Here is an 18,506-nt window from a genome sequence, read left to right on the forward strand (position 1 = left end):
GCACTAAGCTGCGGGGCGACATGCCCACCCGGCAGTTGGTGGGCGCCCGGCAGAAAGGGTCGTGATGGTGCGGCAGGCAGTAGCGCAAGGCACGGAACGAGTGGCAGGCGCGACTGACCGGAGCTGGCCCGCGGTCCTGGGAGCCCTCACCGACGGTCGTGACCTCACCGCCGACGACACCGCGTGGGCGATGGACGAGATCATGTCCGACGCCGCGACCTCGGCGCAGATCGCGGCCTTCGGCGTCGCGCTGAAGATGAAGGGGGCGACCCCCGCGGAGCTGCGCGGACTCGCCGACGCGATGCTGGGCCACGCGAAGACGGTGCCGGTGTCGCCGGACGTCGTCGATGTCGTCGGCACGGGCGGCGACCGGTCGCACACGGTCAATATCTCGACGATGGCGGCGGTCGTCGTCGCCGCCGCCGGCGTGCGGGTGGTCAAGCACGGCAACCGGGCCGCGTCGTCGAAGAGCGGCGGCGCCGACGTTCTCGAGGCGCTGGGCGTGCACATCAATCTCGGTGCCCAGGACGTCGCGCGGTGTGTGGAGGAAGTCGGGATCGGCTTCTGCTTCGCCCCGGTGTTCCACCCGGCGCTGCGATTCGCGGGGGCCCCGCGCAAGGAGATCGGAATTCCCACCGTCTTCAACGTGCTCGGACCGCTCACCAACCCGGCGCGTCCGCGGGCCGGTCTGATCGGGTGCGCGTTCCAGGACCTCATCCCGGTCGTCGCCGGGGTGCTCGCGGAACGCGGGAACTCGGCGCTGGTCGTGCGCGGTGACGACGGACTCGACGAGATCACCACCTCGACGACGTCGGAGGTGTACGTCGTGTCCGGCGGTACCGTGCGGACCCAGAAGCTGGATCCGACGGACCTCGGGATCGCCCGCGTTCCGCTCGACGCGCTGCGCGGTGGCGATGCGGTCGACAATGCGCGGGTGGCGCGGGGAATCTTCGCCGGCGACGAGGGCGCCGTGCGGGACGCGGTGCTGCTGAACGCGGCGGGCGCGATCGCCGCGTACGACGGGCTGTCCGGCAGCCTCGAGGAGTCGCTGGCGGCGGGCATGGAGAAGGCCGCTCGGGCGATCGATTCCGGTGCGGCAGCGGCCCTGCTGGAGCGTTGGGCCGCCTTGACCGTGGGGTTGGCCGCCAAACGCTGAGGCGGACACGTTCGATGGTCCCGGGGCTCCCACGCCCCGGGACCCAGCGGTCTACTCGCCGAGCGAGAAGGCCGCCTCGACGTCGGCGCTCGAGTACGACTGGAAAGCGATGTGCGTCGCGGTCTTGAGCACGCCGGGCACCTTGTTGATCCGCTCGGTCACGACCTCGGCGATCTGTGCGTGGTCGCGGACCTTGACGATCGCGATCAGGTCGATGTCGCCCGCGCACGAATAGACCTCGGACACTCCGGCGAGATCGGCCACCGCCTGCGCGGTCTCGGGGATCCGGTCGGCCTCGGCGTGGATCATGACGATGGCGTTGATCATGGTGCTCCTTCAGTGCTCTGGTGCGGCACGGTGCTGTCGTTCGTCCAACACAGTAGGCGGTGCCGCGCCCCGCGCCAGCGTGCACCAGTCCTCCCACGAACCCGCTCCGTGGGCCGGTTCGCCGTATCCCGCACTGGTTCGGACGATGCGGGTGCCGTCGGCGTACAGCCATCGTGCGACGAGCCCCACTTCCTCGGGCGAGGCGCCGCGGAGCGGAGTCGCATCGGGCAGGACGGTCTCCGCCGACGCCACCAGCGCCTCGACCACCGGCATCGGTGGAACCCCGCGCAGTGCGACGCCGGCGGCGGCCAGGCGCCCGGAGCGGACCATCGCGAACTCCCACCCGCCGTCGGCCGCCCGCCGGGCCGCGATCAGCTCGTCGACGGCGGTCAGCGACCCGAGCCGTTGCATGCGCCGAAGGGCCAGCCCGAGCGCCGCGGTGCGGTCACGCAGTCGTGCGGCGCTCTCGAACAGCTCGGCGGCCGCCAACTCCTCGATCCGGTCGCGCATTCGGTGCAGTGGCGCGTCGTCGGTGCCGCGGAACAATGCCCGCGCCAGCTCGGGCGCGACGGCGTAGCCGTCCTCGTCGTCGGAGATCGCGGGACAGCCGCCGAGATCGCGGGGAGGGCACTTGGGTCCGTGCGGCTGGCCCCGGCGGATGCGCGTGGTGCACGTCCGCAGGCCGCAGAACTCGGCGACGGTCTGTGCGGCGTCGGCGGCGTCGGTGCGGGACCGGAACGGCCCCAGCGCGTCGATCGTCGCTGTACGGACCACCGAGAGGCGCGGGAAGGCCTCGTCGGTGAGGGTGACCCACCAGCCGCGCATCGGGAACTTGGATCGGCGGTTGTACGGGGGCACGTGGGCGCTGAGCAGTCGGAGCTCGCGTACCCCGGCCTCGAGTGGATGCGCGCATTCGACGTGATCGATCCGTGTGGCGAGCGCGACCATCTCCTTCATCCGCCCCCGCGTCTCCGACCCGGTGAAGTAGGTACGGACCCGGCTGCGGAGATCGGTCGCGGTGCCGACGTAGAGGACCTCGTCGGACGGGCCGCGGAACAGGTAGACCCCGGGGGTGCGGGGGAGGTGGCTCGCGAGTGTGCGCTTGGCGCGCTGTTCGGACGACACCCGCGGCAGGTAGTCGAGAAGCTCGGGGAGGCTGTGCACACCCTGATTGCCGACCCGGCCGATGAGGGCGTGCAGGACGTCGACCGTGGCCTTGGCGTCGTCGAGTGCGCGGTGCGTCGGGGTGGTCTCGGCCCCGAACAGGGTCGCGAGCGCCGAGAGCTTCACCGACGGCGCCTCGTCGCGGCTCAGGACACGGCGGGCGAGCTTCACGGTGCACAACACCTGGAACTTGGGCCAGGGGATGTCCTGGCGGGCCGCGGCGGCCTTGAGGAACCCGACGTCGAATCCCGCGTTGTGGGCGACCAGCACGGCACCGCGGGCGAACTCGAGGAACGCGGGCAGGACGGCGTCGATGCGGGGTGCACCGCGCACCATCGCGGTCGTGATTCCGGTGATCTCGACGATGTACGGCGGGATCGCGCGTCCCGGGTCGATGAGAGTTCCGAGCTCACCGACGATCTCGCCGCCACGCACCTTCACGGCGCCGATCTCGGTGATGGCATCGGTATCGGCGCTGCCGCCGGTGGTTTCGAGGTCGACGACGACGAAGGTGATCTCGTGCAGCGGTGTGTCCAGCTCGTCGAACGTCAGTTGGGTTCCGTCGGTCGAACGGGCGGATCGCGGCGCACTCACGCCTCGGGACACTAGAGACCGGCACCGACAGTGCCCGCGGCACGCGGGGGCACGCACCGGAAGTCGGTGGATCGGGTGGCGATTCGGCCTGGAGAGACGAGGATCACACTGGCCCGGCGGGCTCGTCGAATGTGTGGCGCGTGATCTTCGTTGCGGGACTGCGGTTTCGGTGGCCGCGTGTGGGTCGTGTGCCGTTGTCGGCGGGGGCGCTGCGTCCCTCGGCCCGGCGCGGTGTCGATCGGCGTTGACCAGTGGTGACGCCGGATACACGGGCTCCTGTCGGGGTGTGGTCGGTCCCCGGCGGGGCGCGGGGTGCCGGTCGCGGGTGCGAGGGAAAGGGACCGCTCGTTATCTCGTCGTGATCATGTGTCGATCGAAGCGGGTTCAAACCCGGCAAATCGGGAAAACGGAGCGATTTCCGCGCGTCCAAGTCGACACGAGGGATGCGCTTTCGTAATCTTCTCGAGACCTAGCGGAGTCTTGCCGCCCCACCCGGGACGGCATCGCTGGGACCGCCTAATCGGAACCTCTCCGGAGGGGACGAGCCGGGAACCCAAGTTCTTCTGGGGTGAATCCCGTCGAAGCCGCGCTGCGGTGTCGTCGGGTAGGGCTGATCTTCCCAGCCCGAACCCGTCAGCTAACTCGGTCGGCGGACGAACGGAAGAAACGGAGTCCCCTTTCTCGTGGCGTCATCTACTTTCACGCGTTCCGCGCGTCGCGCCGCCGTTGCCGGCGCACTTGCCGTCGGAGCCGTCACGGTTTCCGCCGCCCCCGCCCTTGCCGATCCGATCAACATCCCGGGTGTCGGCACCGTCGAGGTCCCCGGTGTGACGCAGCAGCAGGTCGACGCCGCGATCGCGAGCATCACCCCGAGCATTCCCGAGGGCATCGTGCCCGGCGTCGCGACCGGCAGCGCGGCTGCGGTCCCGGCCCCGCTCGCCCCCATCGTCACCGCAGGTGAGAAGGCCGTCGAGGCCGCCAGGGCCAAGCTCGGTGCCCCGTACGTGTACGGCGCTGCCGGCCCGGACGCGTTCGACTGCTCGGGTCTGGTCCAGTGGGCCTACAAGCAGGCCGGTCTGAACCTCCCGCGCACCAGCTACGACCAGGCCGCCGCCGGTTTCGCCGTGGCCCAGTCCGACCTGCGGGTCGGCGACGTGATCTCGTTCTACGGCGGAAGCCACTCGGGCATCTACGCGGGCGACGGCAATGTCATCCACGCCTCGACCGCGGGTCAGCCGGTCAAGCTGGCGCCCGTGTCGTCGATGCCGTTCGACGGCGCACGCCGCTACGCGTGACGCGCTAGACGTTCGACGTGTGCAGGGCGGGTCCGACTCCGGTCGGACCCGCCCTGCACGTCTTTCGACACGTGTCCGTCCCGGGCCTTTTGTGGCTTTCGCGACGATGTACGAATTGTCCTACTCCCGGGTAGACACGGACATATGCCATTCCGTAACCTGTTCGAGACCTTACGGACCCCCTTGCAGGCCCCACCGCCGTCTGGTGGAGACGAATCCAGAAACGGAGAGTCGCGCCGCTGTGCCCTCCCAGAAGTCCTCGCAGAAGATGAAGCGTTCGATGTGTGCCGCTCTGGCGACGGGAGTGCTCTCCCTGACCCTCGTGGGACTGCCCGCCGGTTCGGCCGGCGCGGATCCGTTGGTGAGCAACCCGACCGAGGCGCTGGAGCGGCTCGCGGACCTGTCGCGCGAATCCGAACAGACCACCGAGGCGCTGCACAACGCGCAGATCGACCTCGACGGCAAGCAGGCGGCCCAGCGGGACGCGGAGGCGCGCCTGGCCGGAGATCGTGACCTGCTTGCCGCCGCCGAGTCCCGGATCGACCAGTTCCGTCCCACGGTCGGCAAGCTCGCCGCCGCCAGCTACCAGGGCGCCCGCACCAACCGGTTGTTCGCGCTGATGGTGAGCGACTCGCCGCAGCAGCTGCTCGATCAGATGTCGGCGCTCGACGCGATCTCGAACGAGACCTCGAAGGCCGTCTCCGGATTCAAGCAGGCGACCGCCGACGCGACCGCCGCGGCGGAGGCCTCGCAGGCTTCGGCCGATGCGGCGCGCGCCGCGACCGAGCAGGCCAAGCAGGTCAGCGACGAGCTCCAGAACAAGCAGAGCGAGCTGCAGAAGCAGATCGACTCGGTCACCAAGGCATTCGACCAGCTCACCGGTGCCGAGCGTGCACAGCTGGCAGGCTCGCCGTTCCCGGCCGGCGTCGACGCCGGGAGCATCCTGGCGAACCTCGGCTCGGGTACCGGATCGGCCGCGTTGCAGGCCGGACTGACCCAGGTGGGGAAGCCCTACAGCTGGGGCGCGACCGGTCCTGACGCGTACGACTGCTCCGGGCTCGTGGTGTGGGCGTACAAGCAGATCGGCAAGGTTCTGCCGCGCTCGAGTCAGGCGCAGGCCGATGGCGGTACGCCGGTCGACAAGAGTCAGCTGCAGCCCGGCGACGTGGTGTTGTTCTACAGCGACGCCTCGCACGTCGGCCTGTACGCCGGTGACGGCAACGTGCTGCACGCCTCGACGTACGGCACGCCGGTGAAGGTCGACTCCATGGCGTCGATGCCCTTCTACGGCGCTCGCCGCTACTGAGAACGCCGCCCCAACGCTCGATACACCGACACCGGATGGACCCGATACCCAGGGGTATCGGGTCCATCCGTGTCCGCGGCTCCTAGACTCTCGGACGTGCCCGATGATGATCACTCACCGAGTCCCGCGCCGCGGCGGCGTGTGCGTCGGTGGGAGTGGGTAGGTCTGGCCGGGCTGGGTATCGCGGTGGCGCTGGTCCTCTCCCTGACGACGTTCGACCGGGGCGGTGACGAACCGGAGGCGCCGGGCCCCGCAGCGCCGGTCGGGAACCCGTACGACGACGGTCGCCGAACGGGTGCACAGGCAGTGCTGGACGAGTGGGCGCGTGCGGTGCGGACAGGAGACACGGCGGCGCTGCCGGCGTTGTTCGATCCGCAGGCGATACCGGGTTTTCTCGACTCGGAGGTCCGGCGGGCCGACAATGCTGCGCAGGTTCCCTTCTCCGAGTTCGCCTACGACATCGGGCTCGAACCGGAGACGCCGGTCCCGTCCGGGTTGGCGGACGCGCTCGGTGCCTCCGACGTGTGGGCCCCGGCGGTGTACCTGCGCTACGGGATCGCCGGCGCGGATGCCCAGTCCACCCGCAAGCCGGTCTCGCTTCTGTTGGCTCGGCATGGTGACGATTGGAAGCTGGTGGACGATTCGCCACTGCCTGGATCGAATCGTGAAACGTGGCGCGGTCCTTGGGATTTCGGACCCGTCACGACACGGACGGTGGCCGGTGAAGAGGGGCGCCCGTCGATCGTGCTCGGTCACCCCGAGCAGTCGGCGATGATCGATTTGATCGCGGCGGACCTCGGGGACGCCGTCGCCCACGTGACCGACGTGTGGGGCGAGGACTGGTCGCGAAGGGCCGTCGTCATGGTGGCCGGCTCGCAGGAGGAGTTCTCCTCGCTGGTGGGCTCGGACCACAGCGGAGCCGACATCGCCGCGGTCGCGGTGTCCGATGCCGTGGATCATCGTTCGGGGACGGCGTCGGGGCAGCGGATCGTGTTCAGTCCGGAGGCGGCGGGACGCCTCACCGACCTGACCCGGGTCTCGGTCCTGCGGCACGAACTCACCCATGTCGCGGCCCGTCCGGCAACCGAGGACGGATCCCCCATGTGGATGCTCGAGGGCTACGCGGACTACGTCGGCTACCACGGGATCGAGGCGCGATTCGGGGACCTCGCGCCCACCCTGGCGGCGGAGGTGGCGCGGACCGGTCCGCCGACGGCGCTGCCGGCGAACGAGGACTTCCGGGCCGGCGGTGACACCGCCCGCGCGGCCTACGAATCGTCCTGGTCCCTCGCGGCTTTCATCGCCGCCGAGTACGGCGAGCCGCGTCTGGACGAGCTGTACCGGCAGCTGGCCCGGGGGCCGGTCACCGCGACCGATCTCGACAGCCGGATCCGCGGCATCCTGGGCACCGGGACGGACGGGTTGGTCGATTCGTGGGCCGGCTGGATCAAGGGGCAGCTGTCCCGACCCTGACGCCCGGTGCCGGGTCGCCGGCACCTACGGTGGACGCATGCGTCGAACCCTGTTGGTGACGAATGACTTTCCTCCGCGACCTGGTGGAATCCAGTCGTACCTGCATGCCTTTGCGGCCCAGCTTCCCGCGGACGAACTGGTCGTCTACGCCCCGAGATGGCGCGGGGACAGCCACATTCGTTTCGACGCCGAGCAACCCTACGCGGTGGTGCGGCACCCGACGACGCTGATGGTGCCCACGCCGTTCGTGGCGCGGCGTGCGGCCAAGCTCGTCGAGAAGTACGAGTGCACCAGTGTGTGGTTCGGGGCGGCGGCCCCGCTGGCCCTGCTGGCGCCGACGGTCCGCCGCGCCGGTGCGCAGCGGGTGATCGCGTCCACCCACGGCCACGAGGTGGGCTGGTCCATGCTGCCCGGCGCGCGACAGGCCCTGCGCCGGATCGGGGACCACACCGACGCCGTCACCTATGTCAGCAAGTACACGCGGGGCAGGTTCGCGGCGGCATTCGGGTCGCACGCCGCGCTCGAGCACCTGCCGTCGGGCGTCGACACCGACCTGTTCCGTCCCGACCCGGCGGCGCGCGCGGAACTGCGCGCACGCTACGGGCTGGGGGATCGGCCGACGGTCCTGTGCCTGTCGCGGTTGGTTCCGCGCAAGGGGCAGGACCAGCTGATCCGCGCGCTGCCCGCGATCCGGCGGCGCATCGACGGCGCGGTCCTGGTGATCGTCGGCGGGGGGCCCGACGCCGAGCGGTTGCGGGCGCTCGCCCACGAGTGCGGCGTCGCCGAGCACGTCGTGTTCACCGGCGGCGTCCCGGCCGCGGAGCTGGCGGCGCACCACACCATCGCGGACGTCTTCGCGATGCCGTGCCGGACCCGCGGTGCCGGGCTGGACGTGGAGGGACTCGGCATCGTCTACCTCGAGGCGTCGGCCACCGGCGTGCCGGTGATCGCCGGCCGTTCCGGTGGTGCGCCGGAGACGGTCGTCGAGCACGAGACCGGGCTCGTCGTCGACGGCACGTCCGTGGACGACGTCGCGCAGTCGGTGATCTCGGTGCTCGAGGATCGGGACCGGGCCGCCGCGATGGGCGCGGCCGGGCGTGAATGGGTGAAGGCGAACTGGCGCTGGGATGTGCTGGGGGGCAAGCTGCGTCGCCTGCTGGGCTGACGCGGGCAAGAGCCGCGCACGGAAAAGTCGGGCGCCCACCGTCCGAAGAGGAGGGTGGGCGCCGGACCAGGTCGCGGTGGAACTACTTGCTGTAGATCCGCTCGATGTCGTCGGCGAAGCTCTCGTGGACGACGTTGCGCTTGAGCTTCAGGGTGGGGGTGAGCTCACCGGTCTCCTCGGTGAAGTCGACCGGCAGGATGCGGTACTTCTTGATGGCCTCGGCATGCGAGACGAGCTTGTTGGCCTCCGCGATGGCCTCGTCGATCTCGGCGGTCAGATCGGGATCGCTCAGCAGTTCGGCGACCGTGGTTCCTGCGGTCTTCCCGTTGCGCTCGTTCCATCCGGGCAGCGCCTCGGCGTCGATGGTGATCAGCGCGCCGATGAACGGCTTCTGGTCGCCGACGACGATCGCCTGGCTGATCAGCGGGTGGGCCCGCAGGTGATCCTCGAGCTGCGCGGGGGCGACGTTCTTGCCGCCGGCGGTGACGATGATCTCCTTCTTGCGGCCGGTGATGGTGATGTAGCCGGCGGAGTCGACGGTGCCCAGGTCGCCGGTGTGGAACCAGCCGTCCTCGATGGCGTCCTTCGTCGCGGCCTCGTTGCGCCAGTAGCCGGAGAACACCACCGGGCCGGACAGCAGGATCTCGCCGTCCTCGGCGATGCGAACCGAGTTGCCGGCCAACGGCTTTCCGACCGTACCGACCTTCTGGTTGCCGATCGTGTTGACGGCGAACGCGGCGGTGGTCTCGGTGAGGCCGTAGCCCTCGTAGATCGTGACGCCGATGCCGCGGAAGAAGTGGCCGAGGCGCGCGCCCAGGGGAGCGCCTCCGGAGATCGCGAGCTGGCACTTGCCGCCGAGCGCCGCCCGCAGCTTGGCGTAGACCAGCTTGTCGAACACGGCGTGCTTGATGTTGAGGATCAGGCCCGGGCCGCCGTTGTCCTTGGCCTCGCTCCACTCGACCGCGGTGGTGGCCGCCAGGTCGAAGATCTTGCCCTTGCCCTCCGAGTGCGCCTTCTGGCGGGCGGTGTTGTAGACCTTCTCGAACACGCGCGGGACGGACAGGATGAAATCGGGCTTGAAGGTGGCGAACGTCGGTACCAGGTTCGGGATGTCACTGGTGTGGCCGAGGGAGGCGCCGGCGTCGAAGGCCGCGATGCTGACTGCGCGCGCGAGGACGTGCGCGAGCGGCAGGAACATCAGGGTGCTCACGCCCGGCGTCGTCAGCAGCTTGCCGAGACTCGAATCGATGATGCCCTTGGACTCGGCGATGAGGTTCGAGTGGGTGAGCTGGCAGCCCTTGGGGCGTCCGGTGGTGCCGGAGGTGTAGATGAGGGTCGCCGGATCGCTGGCCTTCAGGGCCTTGGCGCGGGCCCGTACCTCGTCGTCCGGGATGTCGGCGCCCTGCGCCGTCAGGACCGCAACCGCGCCCTCGTCGGTACCGGACGGCTCGATCTGGAGCACGGCCCGCAGATCGGGTGCGGCGGCGGCAACCTCCGCGATGGCCGTGGAGTGCTTGGCGGTCTCGACGATGAGGCCGATCGCGCCGGAGTCCTCGAGGATCCACTTGACCTGGTCGGCGGAGGAGGTCTCGTAGATCGGCACCGTGACGCCGCCCGCGCTCCAGATCGCGTAGTCGAACAGGGACCACTCGTAGCGGGTCGCGGACATCAGCGCGACGCGGTCGCCGGGCTGGACGCCGCGGGCGATCAGTCCCTTCGCGACGGCGGTCACCTGATCGGCGAACTCGCGGGCGGTGACGTCCACCCAGGACCCGCCGACCTGTCGCCGGTAGACGACGTGTCCGGGCTTGGTCGTCGAGTACTCGAAGACGGAGTCGACCGCGGATGCGTCCTCCGGGATTGTGAACGTGGCAGGAACGCTGAACTCGGGCACGACAACCTCCGACACTGCAGATACTGACGAGTAGGGTTTGCTGGTCCTCACGATAGACCGACCGAGGACAGCACGCGGCAAGGCTACCTACCTGCGGCTTGGTGGATCTTCTCCCACCCAGGTGTAGTCCAGATCACGGGGCGTGAGGGCGGTGTGTGAAGCTGTGGGAGTGAGCAGCATTCAGGTCGCCGACCAGACTTTTGTCGCCGCAGCCCCGGAGAAGGTGGCTGCCCGCGTATCCGTGCCCGCGCGCTGGCGTGCGTGGTGGCCCGACCTCGTTCTCGACGTCCGTGAGAATCGGGCGGAGAAGGGGATTCGCTGGACGGTGGCGGGTCCGCTGACCGGCACGATGGAGGTGTGGCTCGAGCAGGTCATGGACGGCACCGTCGTCCACTACTTCCTGCATGCGGAGCCGACCGGCGTGAGCCCGCAGGCGCTGGCGTCCCTCGACCTGGCCGGAATGAACCACGCCCGACGGCTCGCGGGCAAGGTGATGACGTTCGAGCTCAAGCAACAGCTCGAGGCGGGACGCGCCGCGGGTGAACCCCCGCAGTAGTGAGATTGTGAGTCCTGTCGGAAATCGTGTGAGATGGACGTGCGGTGACGCGCACGTCGCGCCGTTCTGAAAGGAAGCGTCCGAGGCATGGCCGAGAAGACCAAGAGGTCGATCACCGTCGACGCACCCGCCGAGCGGGTGATGGGTGTGATCGCCGACTTCGACGACTACCCGGCATGGGTGGAGGCCGCGAAGTCGGTCGAGGTGCTCTCGACGGGGCCCGACGGCCGCGCCGAACAGGTCCGATTCGTGCTGGACGCCGGGATGGTCAAGGACACCTACGTGCTCCGGTACCGCTGGGCGCCCGACGGGATGTCGGTGAGCTGGGAGCTGGTGTCCGGCGAGATCCAGAAGGCGCAGTTCGGGTCCTACACGCTCGAACGCGAACCCGGCGGCGGCACCAGTGTCACCTACGAACTGACGGTGGATCTGACGATCCCGATGATCGGTCTGTTCAAGCGCAAGGCGGAGAAGGTCATCACCGACACCGCGCTCAAGGAACTGAAGAAGCGGGTGGAGGGCTGAGCGCCGCCGGTTCCACCCGGGTCACCCAGGTCCGACTGTTCGTCGGCAAGGGCGGTGTCGGCAGGACGACGGTGGCGGCGGCGACGGCGGTCGCGCTCGCCGAGGCGGGACGTCGGGTCCTGCTGCTGTCCCTCGACCAGGCGCACTCGCTGTCGGATGTGCTCGACCGCCCGGTCGGGCGGAGCGAGGAGTCGCGCGTCGGACCGGGCCTCCACGCTCGCGAGATCGACACGCAGGCACTGCTCGAGGAGCGCTACCGCGGACTCGTCGCGCTGCTGGCCCTGGGTGGTGTCCACGATCACGGCGCCCAGTTCGCCGATCTGGCACCAGAGGAATTGACGGGGCTGCCCGGCGTCGAGGAGGCCCTCGGGCTCAACGAAGTGGTGCGACTGGCCGAACAGGCGCGCTGGGACGTCATCGTCGTGGACTGCCCGCCGACCGCGGACGCGCTGCGCACGTTGGCAATTCCCGGATCCGTCTCCGGATACGTGGAGCGCGTGTGGCCGCAGCACCGGCGTATCGCCGCCGCGACCTCGACCGATGCCCGGCTGGCCTTCGTCGTCGCGATGCTCGATCGGGTGCTCGACGCGACTGCCGCGGTGGGGGACCTGCTGCAGGACCGCGACCGGACGTCGGTGCGGGTGGTGACCTGCGCCGAGCGAGTCGCGCTCGCGGAGACCCGCCGGGTCCTGTCCGCGCTGGCGCTCGCCGGGCTCCGCGTCGATGCGATTGTCGTGAACAAGACTCTGCCCCAGATGGATTCGGGCGACATGCCGGAGGAGCTCGCGAGTTGGTGCGACACCCGCCGCACCGCGGAGCGGAAGATCCTGGCCGAGTTGACGGCCACGACGGGTGAGGTGACGGTGCTGTCTGCCGACCACCTCGCGAACGAGCCGATAGGGTGGGATGCCCTCGGTGGTGTGGCACGCACGGTCTACACGGACGTGGCAGATCCGTCCGAGGTGCTCGGGGCAGACTGTGCGCCGGTGCGCGTCGCCCTCGAATCGGGTTCGGGCGACGTCGAATCGGTGTACGCGATGCGCATGCACTTGCCGCTCGTCGATCCCGGGACGTTGACGCTGGGACGAGTGGAGGACGACTTGCTGGTGGGAGCCGACGGCAGACGTCGTCGCGTGCGCCTGGCGTCGGTGCTGCGCCGCTGCGTCGTGCGCGACGCCGACTTCGACGGATCCGACCTGGTCGTGCGGTTCGTCCCCGATCCCGCAGTGTGGCCCCGGTGACCGGCGACCACGCCGAACTGGCCGCCGAACTCAAGGCGCTCGCCGAGGCTGTTCTCGACCGGCTCGAGCCGATCCTGCAGAAGGCCGCGGCGGCCCGCTCCGGGGAGGGCGCAGCCGATGCCGCCGCTGCAGTCGCCGACACGGCCGGCGCGGGCACCGGCGCCCAGCCCGCCTGCAGCAGTTGCTCGTGGTGCCCGCTGTGCGCGCTGGCCGCGCTGGTGCGCGGTGAACAGCACGACCTCGTCACGCTGCTGGCAGGTCAGGGCGCCGTGCTGCTCGCCGTGCTGCGTGAGGTCCTCGACGATCACGACCGTGCCGCCACCGGTACCGCCGATGCGCCGACTGCCACTGCGCCGTCTGGGCCGTTCACGTCGCACAAGTTCGTGCCGATCGACGTCACGATCAAGCACTAGACACGCGGTACCCGCCGCACGCACCGCCGGGCGCGGTCGGCACAATCGGCGGGGTGGAGAGCACCGAACTTCTCACCGTCGGCGTGGACGTCGGGGGTACCAGCATCCGGGCCGCGGTCGTCGATGCGAGCGGTGACGTGCTCGATACGGCGCAGGCGCCGACGCCGCACGCTGCGGATGCACTCGAGCGGGGGATCGAGCGGGCCGTCCGCGAACTGGCCGATCGGCACCGCATCGCGGCGGTGGGTCTCGCCGTCGCCGGTTTCGTCGATTCCGACCGCACCACGGTCCGATTCGCGCCGCACCTGCCGTGGGTCGATGCGCCGGTGGCCCGCACGCTGGGTCAGCGCCTCGGTCTGCCCGTCGTCCTCGAGCACGACGCGAACGCGGCCGCGTGGGCGGAATGCCGGTTCGGTGCCGCCGCCGGCGGGCGCAATGTCGTCATCGTGGCGATCGGCACCGGCATCGGCGCCGCCCTGCTGATCGACGGCAGGCTGTACCGGGGCAGCTTCGGCGTGGCCCCCGAACTCGGGCACATGCAGGTCGTTCCCGAGGGCCGCCCGTGCGCGTGCGGGAAACGGGGATGCTGGGAGCGCTACTGCAGTGGCACCGCGCTGGTGGACACCGCACTCGAACTGCTCGCGGCCGACCCGTCGGCGTCGACCGTCCTGGCCCGCGCCGTCGCGGTCGATCCCGGGTCGCTGACCGGACGACGGATCGCGGCAGCGGCCTCGGACGGAGATCCGCTGGCGCTCGCGGTGTTCGCGGACTTTGCCCGCTGGCTCGGCGTGGGGCTGGCGACGGTCTCGGACGTCTTCGACCCCGACCTCATCGTGATCTGCGGCGGCGTCGGCATGTCGGCGCCGCTCTTCCTGGACGACGCCCGCGAGCACTATGCGCGCCTGACAACCGGTGCGGGCCACCGGCCGTTGGCGCGGATCCGGCACACCCTGCTCGGCGAGGCGGCCGCGATGATCGGTGCGGCGGATCTGGCCCGCGCGGCGGCGTGTGGCAGCGGTCCGGACTGCTGAGTACAGTCATTCCCTAGGTGGAGGCCTGGGTAGACCTGGGGGAATCGAGCTCGGACGGAAGGACGCCATGTGGTACTGGCTGTTTAAGTACGTGTTGTTGGGTCCGGTGCTGTTGCTCCTCGGGCGGCCGAAACTCGAAGGCGCCGAGAATATTCCGACCGACGGCCCGGCAATCCTCGCCAGCAACCACCAGGCGGTGCTCGACTCGTTCTTCCTTCCGCTACGAGTCAACCGCCGCATCACCTTCCTCGCGAAGAGCGAGTACTTCACCGGCACCGGGCTCAAGGGCCGCTTCCAGCGGTGGTTCTTCTCCGCCGTCGGCCAGGTCCCGATCGATCGAACCGGTGCCTCCGCCGCGCAGGACGCGCTCAACGCGGGCCTGCGCGTCCTCGGGGACGGCAAGCTCCTCGGCATCTACCCCGAGGGCACCCGCTCGCCCGACGGTCGCCTCTACAAGGGCAAGACCGGCATGGCCCGCCTCGCGCTCGAGTCCGGGGTCAAGGTCATCCCGGTCGCGATGATCGACACCGCGAAGGTCAACCCGATCGGCTCGCGCATGTGGAAGCCGGCGAAGGTCACCGTCCGCATCGGGGAGCCGATCGACTTCTCGCGCTTCGAGGGCATGGGCGGCAACCGCTTCGTCGAGCGGGCCGTCACCGACGAGGTCATGTACAAGTTGATGCGCCTGTCGGGTCAGGAGTACGTCGACATCTACGCCGCGACGCTGAAGAACCCGGCCCCGGGAGCGCACCCGGCCGAATCGGCGGCCGACGCCGCACGTGTGCCCGACACCCGCGCCGGATAGTCGCCGCCGGGTGTGCCCGAACCTCGAAACTCCACAACCCTGATTCCTCGAGCCGTGTTGCGCGGCGCCTGTCTCGCAGGGGCGGGTGCGGTCGCGGTGGTGGGCCTGCCGTTCGTGTGGATCGGCGCGGCCGCGGCCGGACGAATGCACGATCCGTCCGATGCGCCGTACGCGCCGGTCGTGATCGTGCTGGGCGCGCGGGTGCGAGCCGGTCGGCCGATGAAGTTCCTCCGGGGCAGGCTGGACGCGACGGCGCGGTTGCTCGCGGACGGCAGCGCGTCCGTCGTGCTGGTCTCCGGCGACGCCCACGGGAAGTCCGGTGACGAGGTCGCGGCCATGACCGGATATCTCGTCGCGGCCGGGGTCGACCCCGCGAGGATCGTCGAGGACCCGTACGGACTGGACACCTACGACACCTGCGTCCGCGCCGCCCGCACGTTCGGCATCCGGCGTGCTCTCGTCGTCACCCAGCGTTTCCACCTCCCGCGCACCGTCGCGTTGGGGCGTGCCGCCGGGATCGATGTCGACGGTGTCCGCGCGGGTCGGGCCGGCGGGCGACGGTCGACGCTGGTGAAGAACACGGTCCGGGAGATGCTCGCCTATCCGAAGGCGGCGCGCGATGTCCTGACCGGCCGGGAGCCGAAAGTGTCCTCTCCGCCGGTCGATTCGGTGGCCGACGCGCTCGCCCGATAAATCCGTCCGGGTTTCCGATCGCGGTATCTTCCCACTCGTGCCCCTCGCATCGTTCCGGCGAAACCGGCCCCGGTTGTTCTGGGGGCTCGTCGTCTCCGTGATGGCCGTGTTCTACCTCGGTTCCCTCGCCGTGTACGCGTCGAGCACCGACGACCGCGACGAGGTCGTGGCGATCCACACCGACCACGACGAGGTGGCCGTGATCGTCACCCCGACGTCGCTGCACCCCGCCTCGGGCCGACTCGACGTGGAAGTCACCATCGGGCCGGGTTCCGATTTCTCCGGACCGGACGGGGAGACGCTCGCCGTACCGATCAGCCTGCATCTCGCGCCCAGCACGTCGCGCACCGAGCTGGTGTTCCCGGCCGGCGCGGTGCCGACCACGTTCGATGCTCAGCTGATGGTGCAAGGACAGGCCGGGCGGTGGCCGCTCGACCGGTTCGACGTCGCCCCTATGGTGGTCGCCGCATACACCGGCACGGGCGACGGCGTCGAGATCCACCGCAGCAGCGTCTACCTCGACGACAATGTCGAAGGCTGGACGGTCCGGTCGGACGCGGTGGGCGTCGACGAGGAGTTCGCCTCGAGCACGACGGTCCATCTCGCCAGGGGCGTGGGCACCCTCGTGTACTCGGCGATTCTGCTGCTGATGATGGCCGTGCTCGCGGCACTGGCCGCCTTCGTCGCCGTGCAGACCGCGCGACGCCGCCGACGGGTGCACACCGACATGCTCAGCTGGATGGCCGCGATGCTGTTCGCGGTCATTCCGCTGCGCGGCATCCTGCCGGGCAACCCGCCGATCGGCTCGTGGGTCGACATCGCACTGACCATGTGGGTCGTGGTGACGCTGGTCGGTTCGCTGACGGTGTACGTGCTCTGCTGGTGGCGCGATACCGCCGCGGAATCCTCGAGGGGAGCGTCAGGGGACGGTGGTCAGATGCGTGGTGCCCGCCACCGAGCCGGCCTCGCCGACGCGACGACGCCCGAGGTGGACGGCGACGGCCGCGATGACGGCGATCGCCCACCACACGTAGGACGAGGCGAGGAACTGATCCCACACGGGCCAGCCGGTTCCCTCCCAACGTCCGTGACCGAGGCGCCAGTGCGGGGCGATCACGAATATCGCCCCGCTGGCGACCACGCCGGCGCCGAGGACCAGGCTGCGCCGCCGGTACGCCTCGACGCCGACGAGCAGCAGCAGCGGGGCCACCCAGACCCAGTGGTGTGACCACGAGACGGGCGAGACCAGCAGTCCCAGCAGCGCGTTGACGAACAACGCCAGCGCCGCCGCGCCCGCAGCGAAGGCCCGCCACATCGCGACCCCTGCGAGCACGAGTGCGGCAGCGCTCAGCAGCAGCCACAGCACGCTGCGGACGGACGGGTCGAGACCGAGCCGGGCGAGGACACCGGTGATGCTCTGATTCGCGGGGTAGGCGGGTCCGCCGATCCGGCCCGAATCGAGCAGCGTGTCGGTCCAGTACTGCCACGAGTCGGCCCGCGCCACGACGAAGCCGATCGCGCCGAACCCGACGAAACTCAGCCCGGTCGTCACCGCCGCCCGGAAGTCCTTGCGGAGCAGGAAGAACAGGACGAAGACGGCGGGCGTCAGCTTGACGGCCGCGACGAACCCGATGAGCATGCCCCGCGGCCACGGCGTCTTCTTCAACAGACAGTCGGCCGCGACGAACACCATCAGCAGGATGTTCACCTGGCCGTAGTCGAGCGTCGAGTAGACCGGCTCCAACGTCAGGGCCGCTGCAGCGGCGGCCAGTGCCGTCCACACCAGAGTCGAGCGAGGCGAGATCCCGATGGACGCGAGGGTGAGCACCAGCGTCGCGAACAGGGCCACCAGCGACAGCGCCGTGAGCACCACGCCCGCCGCCTCGAGTGAGATCGCCGACATCGGACTGAACACCACGGCCGCGAGCGGCGGATACGTGAACGGCAGTCCGATTCCCGACTGGGTCGGGGGCATCGAGCCGTACAGCGGGCCACCGGCGGCGAACACCGACCCGCCGAGCCGGTAGACGTCGAGGTCGATCCGGTAGTAGAAGCCGACGTCACGCAGCCCGGGGATCCCGAACAGGTGGTACACCGCGCCGACCGCGCACGCGAGCACGATTGCGACGCGCGAGAGGACGACGACCGGCGAGCGCCGTCGGGACGTCGCCGATGGCGAGTCCGCGGCGGCAGCGGGGGACCGGTCGGCGGAGTCGGGGGTGGGGGTGTGCACCAAGCCATCCTTCTACGAACGGGGGGCGTGGTGTCGAGTGCCCCGGCGCGGGGGGCATAAGCTCCCCCGGTGCGCTACTTCTACGACTGTGAGTTCATCGAGGATGGTCGCACAATCGAGCTCGTCTCGATCGGTGTGGTTTGCGAGGACGGCCGCGAGTTCTACGCGGTGTCCACCGAGTTCGATCCCGAGCGTGCCGGCAAATGGGTGCGCCGGAACGTGCTGCCCAAGCTGCCGCCGCCGTCGTCGCCGCTGTGGAAGAGCCGTTCGCGCATCCGTGACGATCTGATGAAGTTCCTCGTGCCGCGGCCGGGCATCGAACCCGAACTGTGGGCGTGGGTCGCGGCATACGACCACGTCGCGCTCTGCCAGCTGTGGGGTGCGATGACCGAGCTGCCGTCGAACATGCCGCGCTACACGCGTGAGCTGCGTCAGCACTGGGAGATGAACGGCTGCCCGCCGCTGCCACCGGTTCCCGACGATGCGCACGACGCGCTCGCGGACGCCCGGCACAACCTCGCGAAGTTCGATGCGATCGAGGCTTTCCGCTCGGTTCGGTGACGAGGATCACCGCCTCCCGGCGGTGATCGGGTCACAGGTTGATCTTGTCGAATGGGGGCCTTCGGTTACCCGGG

The 18,506-nt window shown here is 70.0% G+C and carries 17 protein-coding genes, 1 pseudogene and 1 riboswitch; of the genes and pseudogenes, 14 read left to right on the forward strand and 4 right to left on the reverse strand.

The window, feature by feature from the left end; translation table 11 throughout:
• The first annotated feature begins 64 nt into the window (after positions 1 to 64).
• Positions 65 to 1,156 (forward strand): anthranilate phosphoribosyltransferase, encoded by a 1,092-nt coding sequence (gene trpD / locus DEU38_RS06320; RefSeq protein WP_114719257.1) that lies wholly within the window; start codon positions 65 to 67, stop codon positions 1,154 to 1,156.
• 51 nt (positions 1,157 to 1,207) lie between these two features.
• Here trpD and DEU38_RS06325 read toward each other — a convergent pair whose 3' ends face one another.
• The gene (locus DEU38_RS06325) at positions 1,208 to 1,483 is read right to left on the reverse strand and encodes an Lrp/AsnC family transcriptional regulator (RefSeq protein WP_114719258.1); all 276 of its coding nucleotides are present in this window, start codon (positions 1,481 to 1,483) and stop codon (positions 1,208 to 1,210) included.
• 9 nt (positions 1,484 to 1,492) lie between these two features.
• Positions 1,493 to 3,241: a DEDD exonuclease domain-containing protein gene (locus tag DEU38_RS06330; protein ID WP_114719259.1), complete on the reverse strand. Its 1,749-nt coding sequence runs from the start codon at positions 3,239 to 3,241 to the stop codon at positions 1,493 to 1,495.
• A 503-nt stretch (positions 3,242 to 3,744) separates the two neighbouring features.
• Positions 3,745 to 3,909: riboswitch (cyclic di-AMP (ydaO/yuaA leader) on the forward strand.
• Between the two features lie 15 nt (positions 3,910 to 3,924).
• Between DEU38_RS06330 and DEU38_RS06335 the strand changes: the two genes are divergently transcribed.
• The 4 genes from DEU38_RS06335 (at position 3,925) to DEU38_RS06350 (ending at position 8,480) form a co-directional block, all read left to right on the forward strand.
• A complete protein-coding gene (locus tag DEU38_RS06335) occupies positions 3,925 to 4,536 on the forward strand; it encodes a C40 family peptidase (RefSeq protein WP_114719260.1) in 612 nt (203 codons plus the stop codon).
• A 268-nt stretch (positions 4,537 to 4,804) separates the two neighbouring features.
• A complete protein-coding gene (locus DEU38_RS06340; RefSeq protein WP_174914805.1) occupies positions 4,805 to 5,842 on the forward strand; it encodes an NlpC/P60 family protein in 1,038 nt (345 codons plus the stop codon).
• A 96-nt stretch (positions 5,843 to 5,938) separates the two neighbouring features.
• Entirely contained in the window at positions 5,939 to 7,315 is a 1,377-nt protein-coding gene (locus DEU38_RS06345) for a hypothetical protein (protein ID WP_258557649.1), read from the forward strand.
• Between the two features lie 37 nt (positions 7,316 to 7,352).
• A complete protein-coding gene (locus tag DEU38_RS06350; RefSeq protein ID WP_114719262.1) occupies positions 7,353 to 8,480 on the forward strand; it encodes a glycosyltransferase family 4 protein in 1,128 nt (375 codons plus the stop codon).
• An 82-nt stretch (positions 8,481 to 8,562) separates the two neighbouring features.
• On the opposite strand, the gene DEU38_RS06355 is transcribed toward DEU38_RS06350, so the two are convergent.
• Positions 8,563 to 10,374, reverse strand: coding sequence for a long-chain fatty acid--CoA ligase (locus DEU38_RS06355; RefSeq protein WP_114719424.1), 1,812 nt, complete (start codon positions 10,372 to 10,374; stop codon positions 8,563 to 8,565).
• A gap of 169 nt (positions 10,375 to 10,543) precedes the next feature.
• Here DEU38_RS06355 and DEU38_RS06360 point away from each other — a divergent pair, with 169 nt between their 5' ends.
• The 8 genes and pseudogenes from DEU38_RS06360 to DEU38_RS06395 all read left to right on the forward strand — a co-directional run.
• Positions 10,544 to 10,930: a polyketide cyclase / dehydrase and lipid transport gene (locus tag DEU38_RS06360; RefSeq protein WP_114719263.1), complete on the forward strand. Its 387-nt coding sequence runs from the start codon at positions 10,544 to 10,546 to the stop codon at positions 10,928 to 10,930.
• An 87-nt stretch (positions 10,931 to 11,017) separates the two neighbouring features.
• Positions 11,018 to 11,455, forward strand: a complete 438-nt coding sequence (locus tag DEU38_RS06365; protein WP_114719264.1) for an SRPBCC family protein — start codon at positions 11,018 to 11,020, stop codon at positions 11,453 to 11,455.
• 35 nt (positions 11,456 to 11,490) lie between these two features.
• Positions 11,491 to 12,696 carry an ArsA family ATPase gene (locus DEU38_RS06370; RefSeq protein WP_114719426.1) on the forward strand — a complete coding sequence of 402 codons (1,206 nt, stop codon included), beginning with the start codon at positions 11,491 to 11,493 and terminating at the stop codon, positions 12,694 to 12,696.
• Positions 12,693 to 13,109, forward strand: a complete 417-nt coding sequence (locus DEU38_RS06375) for a hypothetical protein (RefSeq protein WP_181818687.1) — start codon at positions 12,693 to 12,695, stop codon at positions 13,107 to 13,109. The genes DEU38_RS06370 and DEU38_RS06375 overlap by 4 nt, the downstream gene beginning before the upstream one ends.
• Positions 13,110 to 13,153: 44 nt before the next feature.
• A complete protein-coding gene (locus DEU38_RS06380; RefSeq protein WP_114719265.1) occupies positions 13,154 to 14,140 on the forward strand; it encodes an ROK family protein in 987 nt (328 codons plus the stop codon).
• 67 nt (positions 14,141 to 14,207) lie between these two features.
• Positions 14,208 to 14,945 carry a 1-acyl-sn-glycerol-3-phosphate acyltransferase gene (locus tag DEU38_RS06385; protein WP_114719266.1) on the forward strand — a complete coding sequence of 246 codons (738 nt, stop codon included), beginning with the start codon at positions 14,208 to 14,210 and terminating at the stop codon, positions 14,943 to 14,945.
• A gap of 57 nt (positions 14,946 to 15,002) precedes the next feature.
• Complete coding sequence (locus DEU38_RS06390; protein WP_397484382.1) at positions 15,003 to 15,638, forward strand: vancomycin high temperature exclusion protein; 636 nt, start codon at positions 15,003 to 15,005, stop codon at positions 15,636 to 15,638.
• A 100-nt stretch (positions 15,639 to 15,738) separates the two neighbouring features.
• Positions 15,739 to 16,515: pseudogene (locus tag DEU38_RS06395) on the forward strand (DUF4436 family protein); the annotation flags it as partial.
• A 42-nt stretch (positions 16,516 to 16,557) separates the two neighbouring features.
• Here DEU38_RS06395 and DEU38_RS06400 read toward each other — a convergent pair.
• Positions 16,558 to 17,874 (reverse strand): glycosyltransferase 87 family protein, encoded by a 1,317-nt coding sequence (locus tag DEU38_RS06400; RefSeq protein ID WP_114719267.1) that lies wholly within the window; start codon positions 17,872 to 17,874, stop codon positions 16,558 to 16,560.
• 66 nt (positions 17,875 to 17,940) lie between these two features.
• On the opposite strand from DEU38_RS06400, the gene DEU38_RS06405 reads away from it, so the two are divergent.
• On the forward strand, positions 17,941 to 18,432 hold the full coding sequence (locus tag DEU38_RS06405) for a polyadenylate-specific 3'-exoribonuclease AS (RefSeq protein WP_114719268.1): 492 nt from the start codon (positions 17,941 to 17,943) through the stop codon (positions 18,430 to 18,432).
• Positions 18,433 to 18,506: the final 74 nt, after the last annotated feature.

It is taken from the genome of Rhodococcus sp. AG1013 (assembly GCF_003350365.1).
Lineage (GTDB): Bacteria > Actinomycetota > Actinomycetes > Mycobacteriales > Mycobacteriaceae > Prescottella.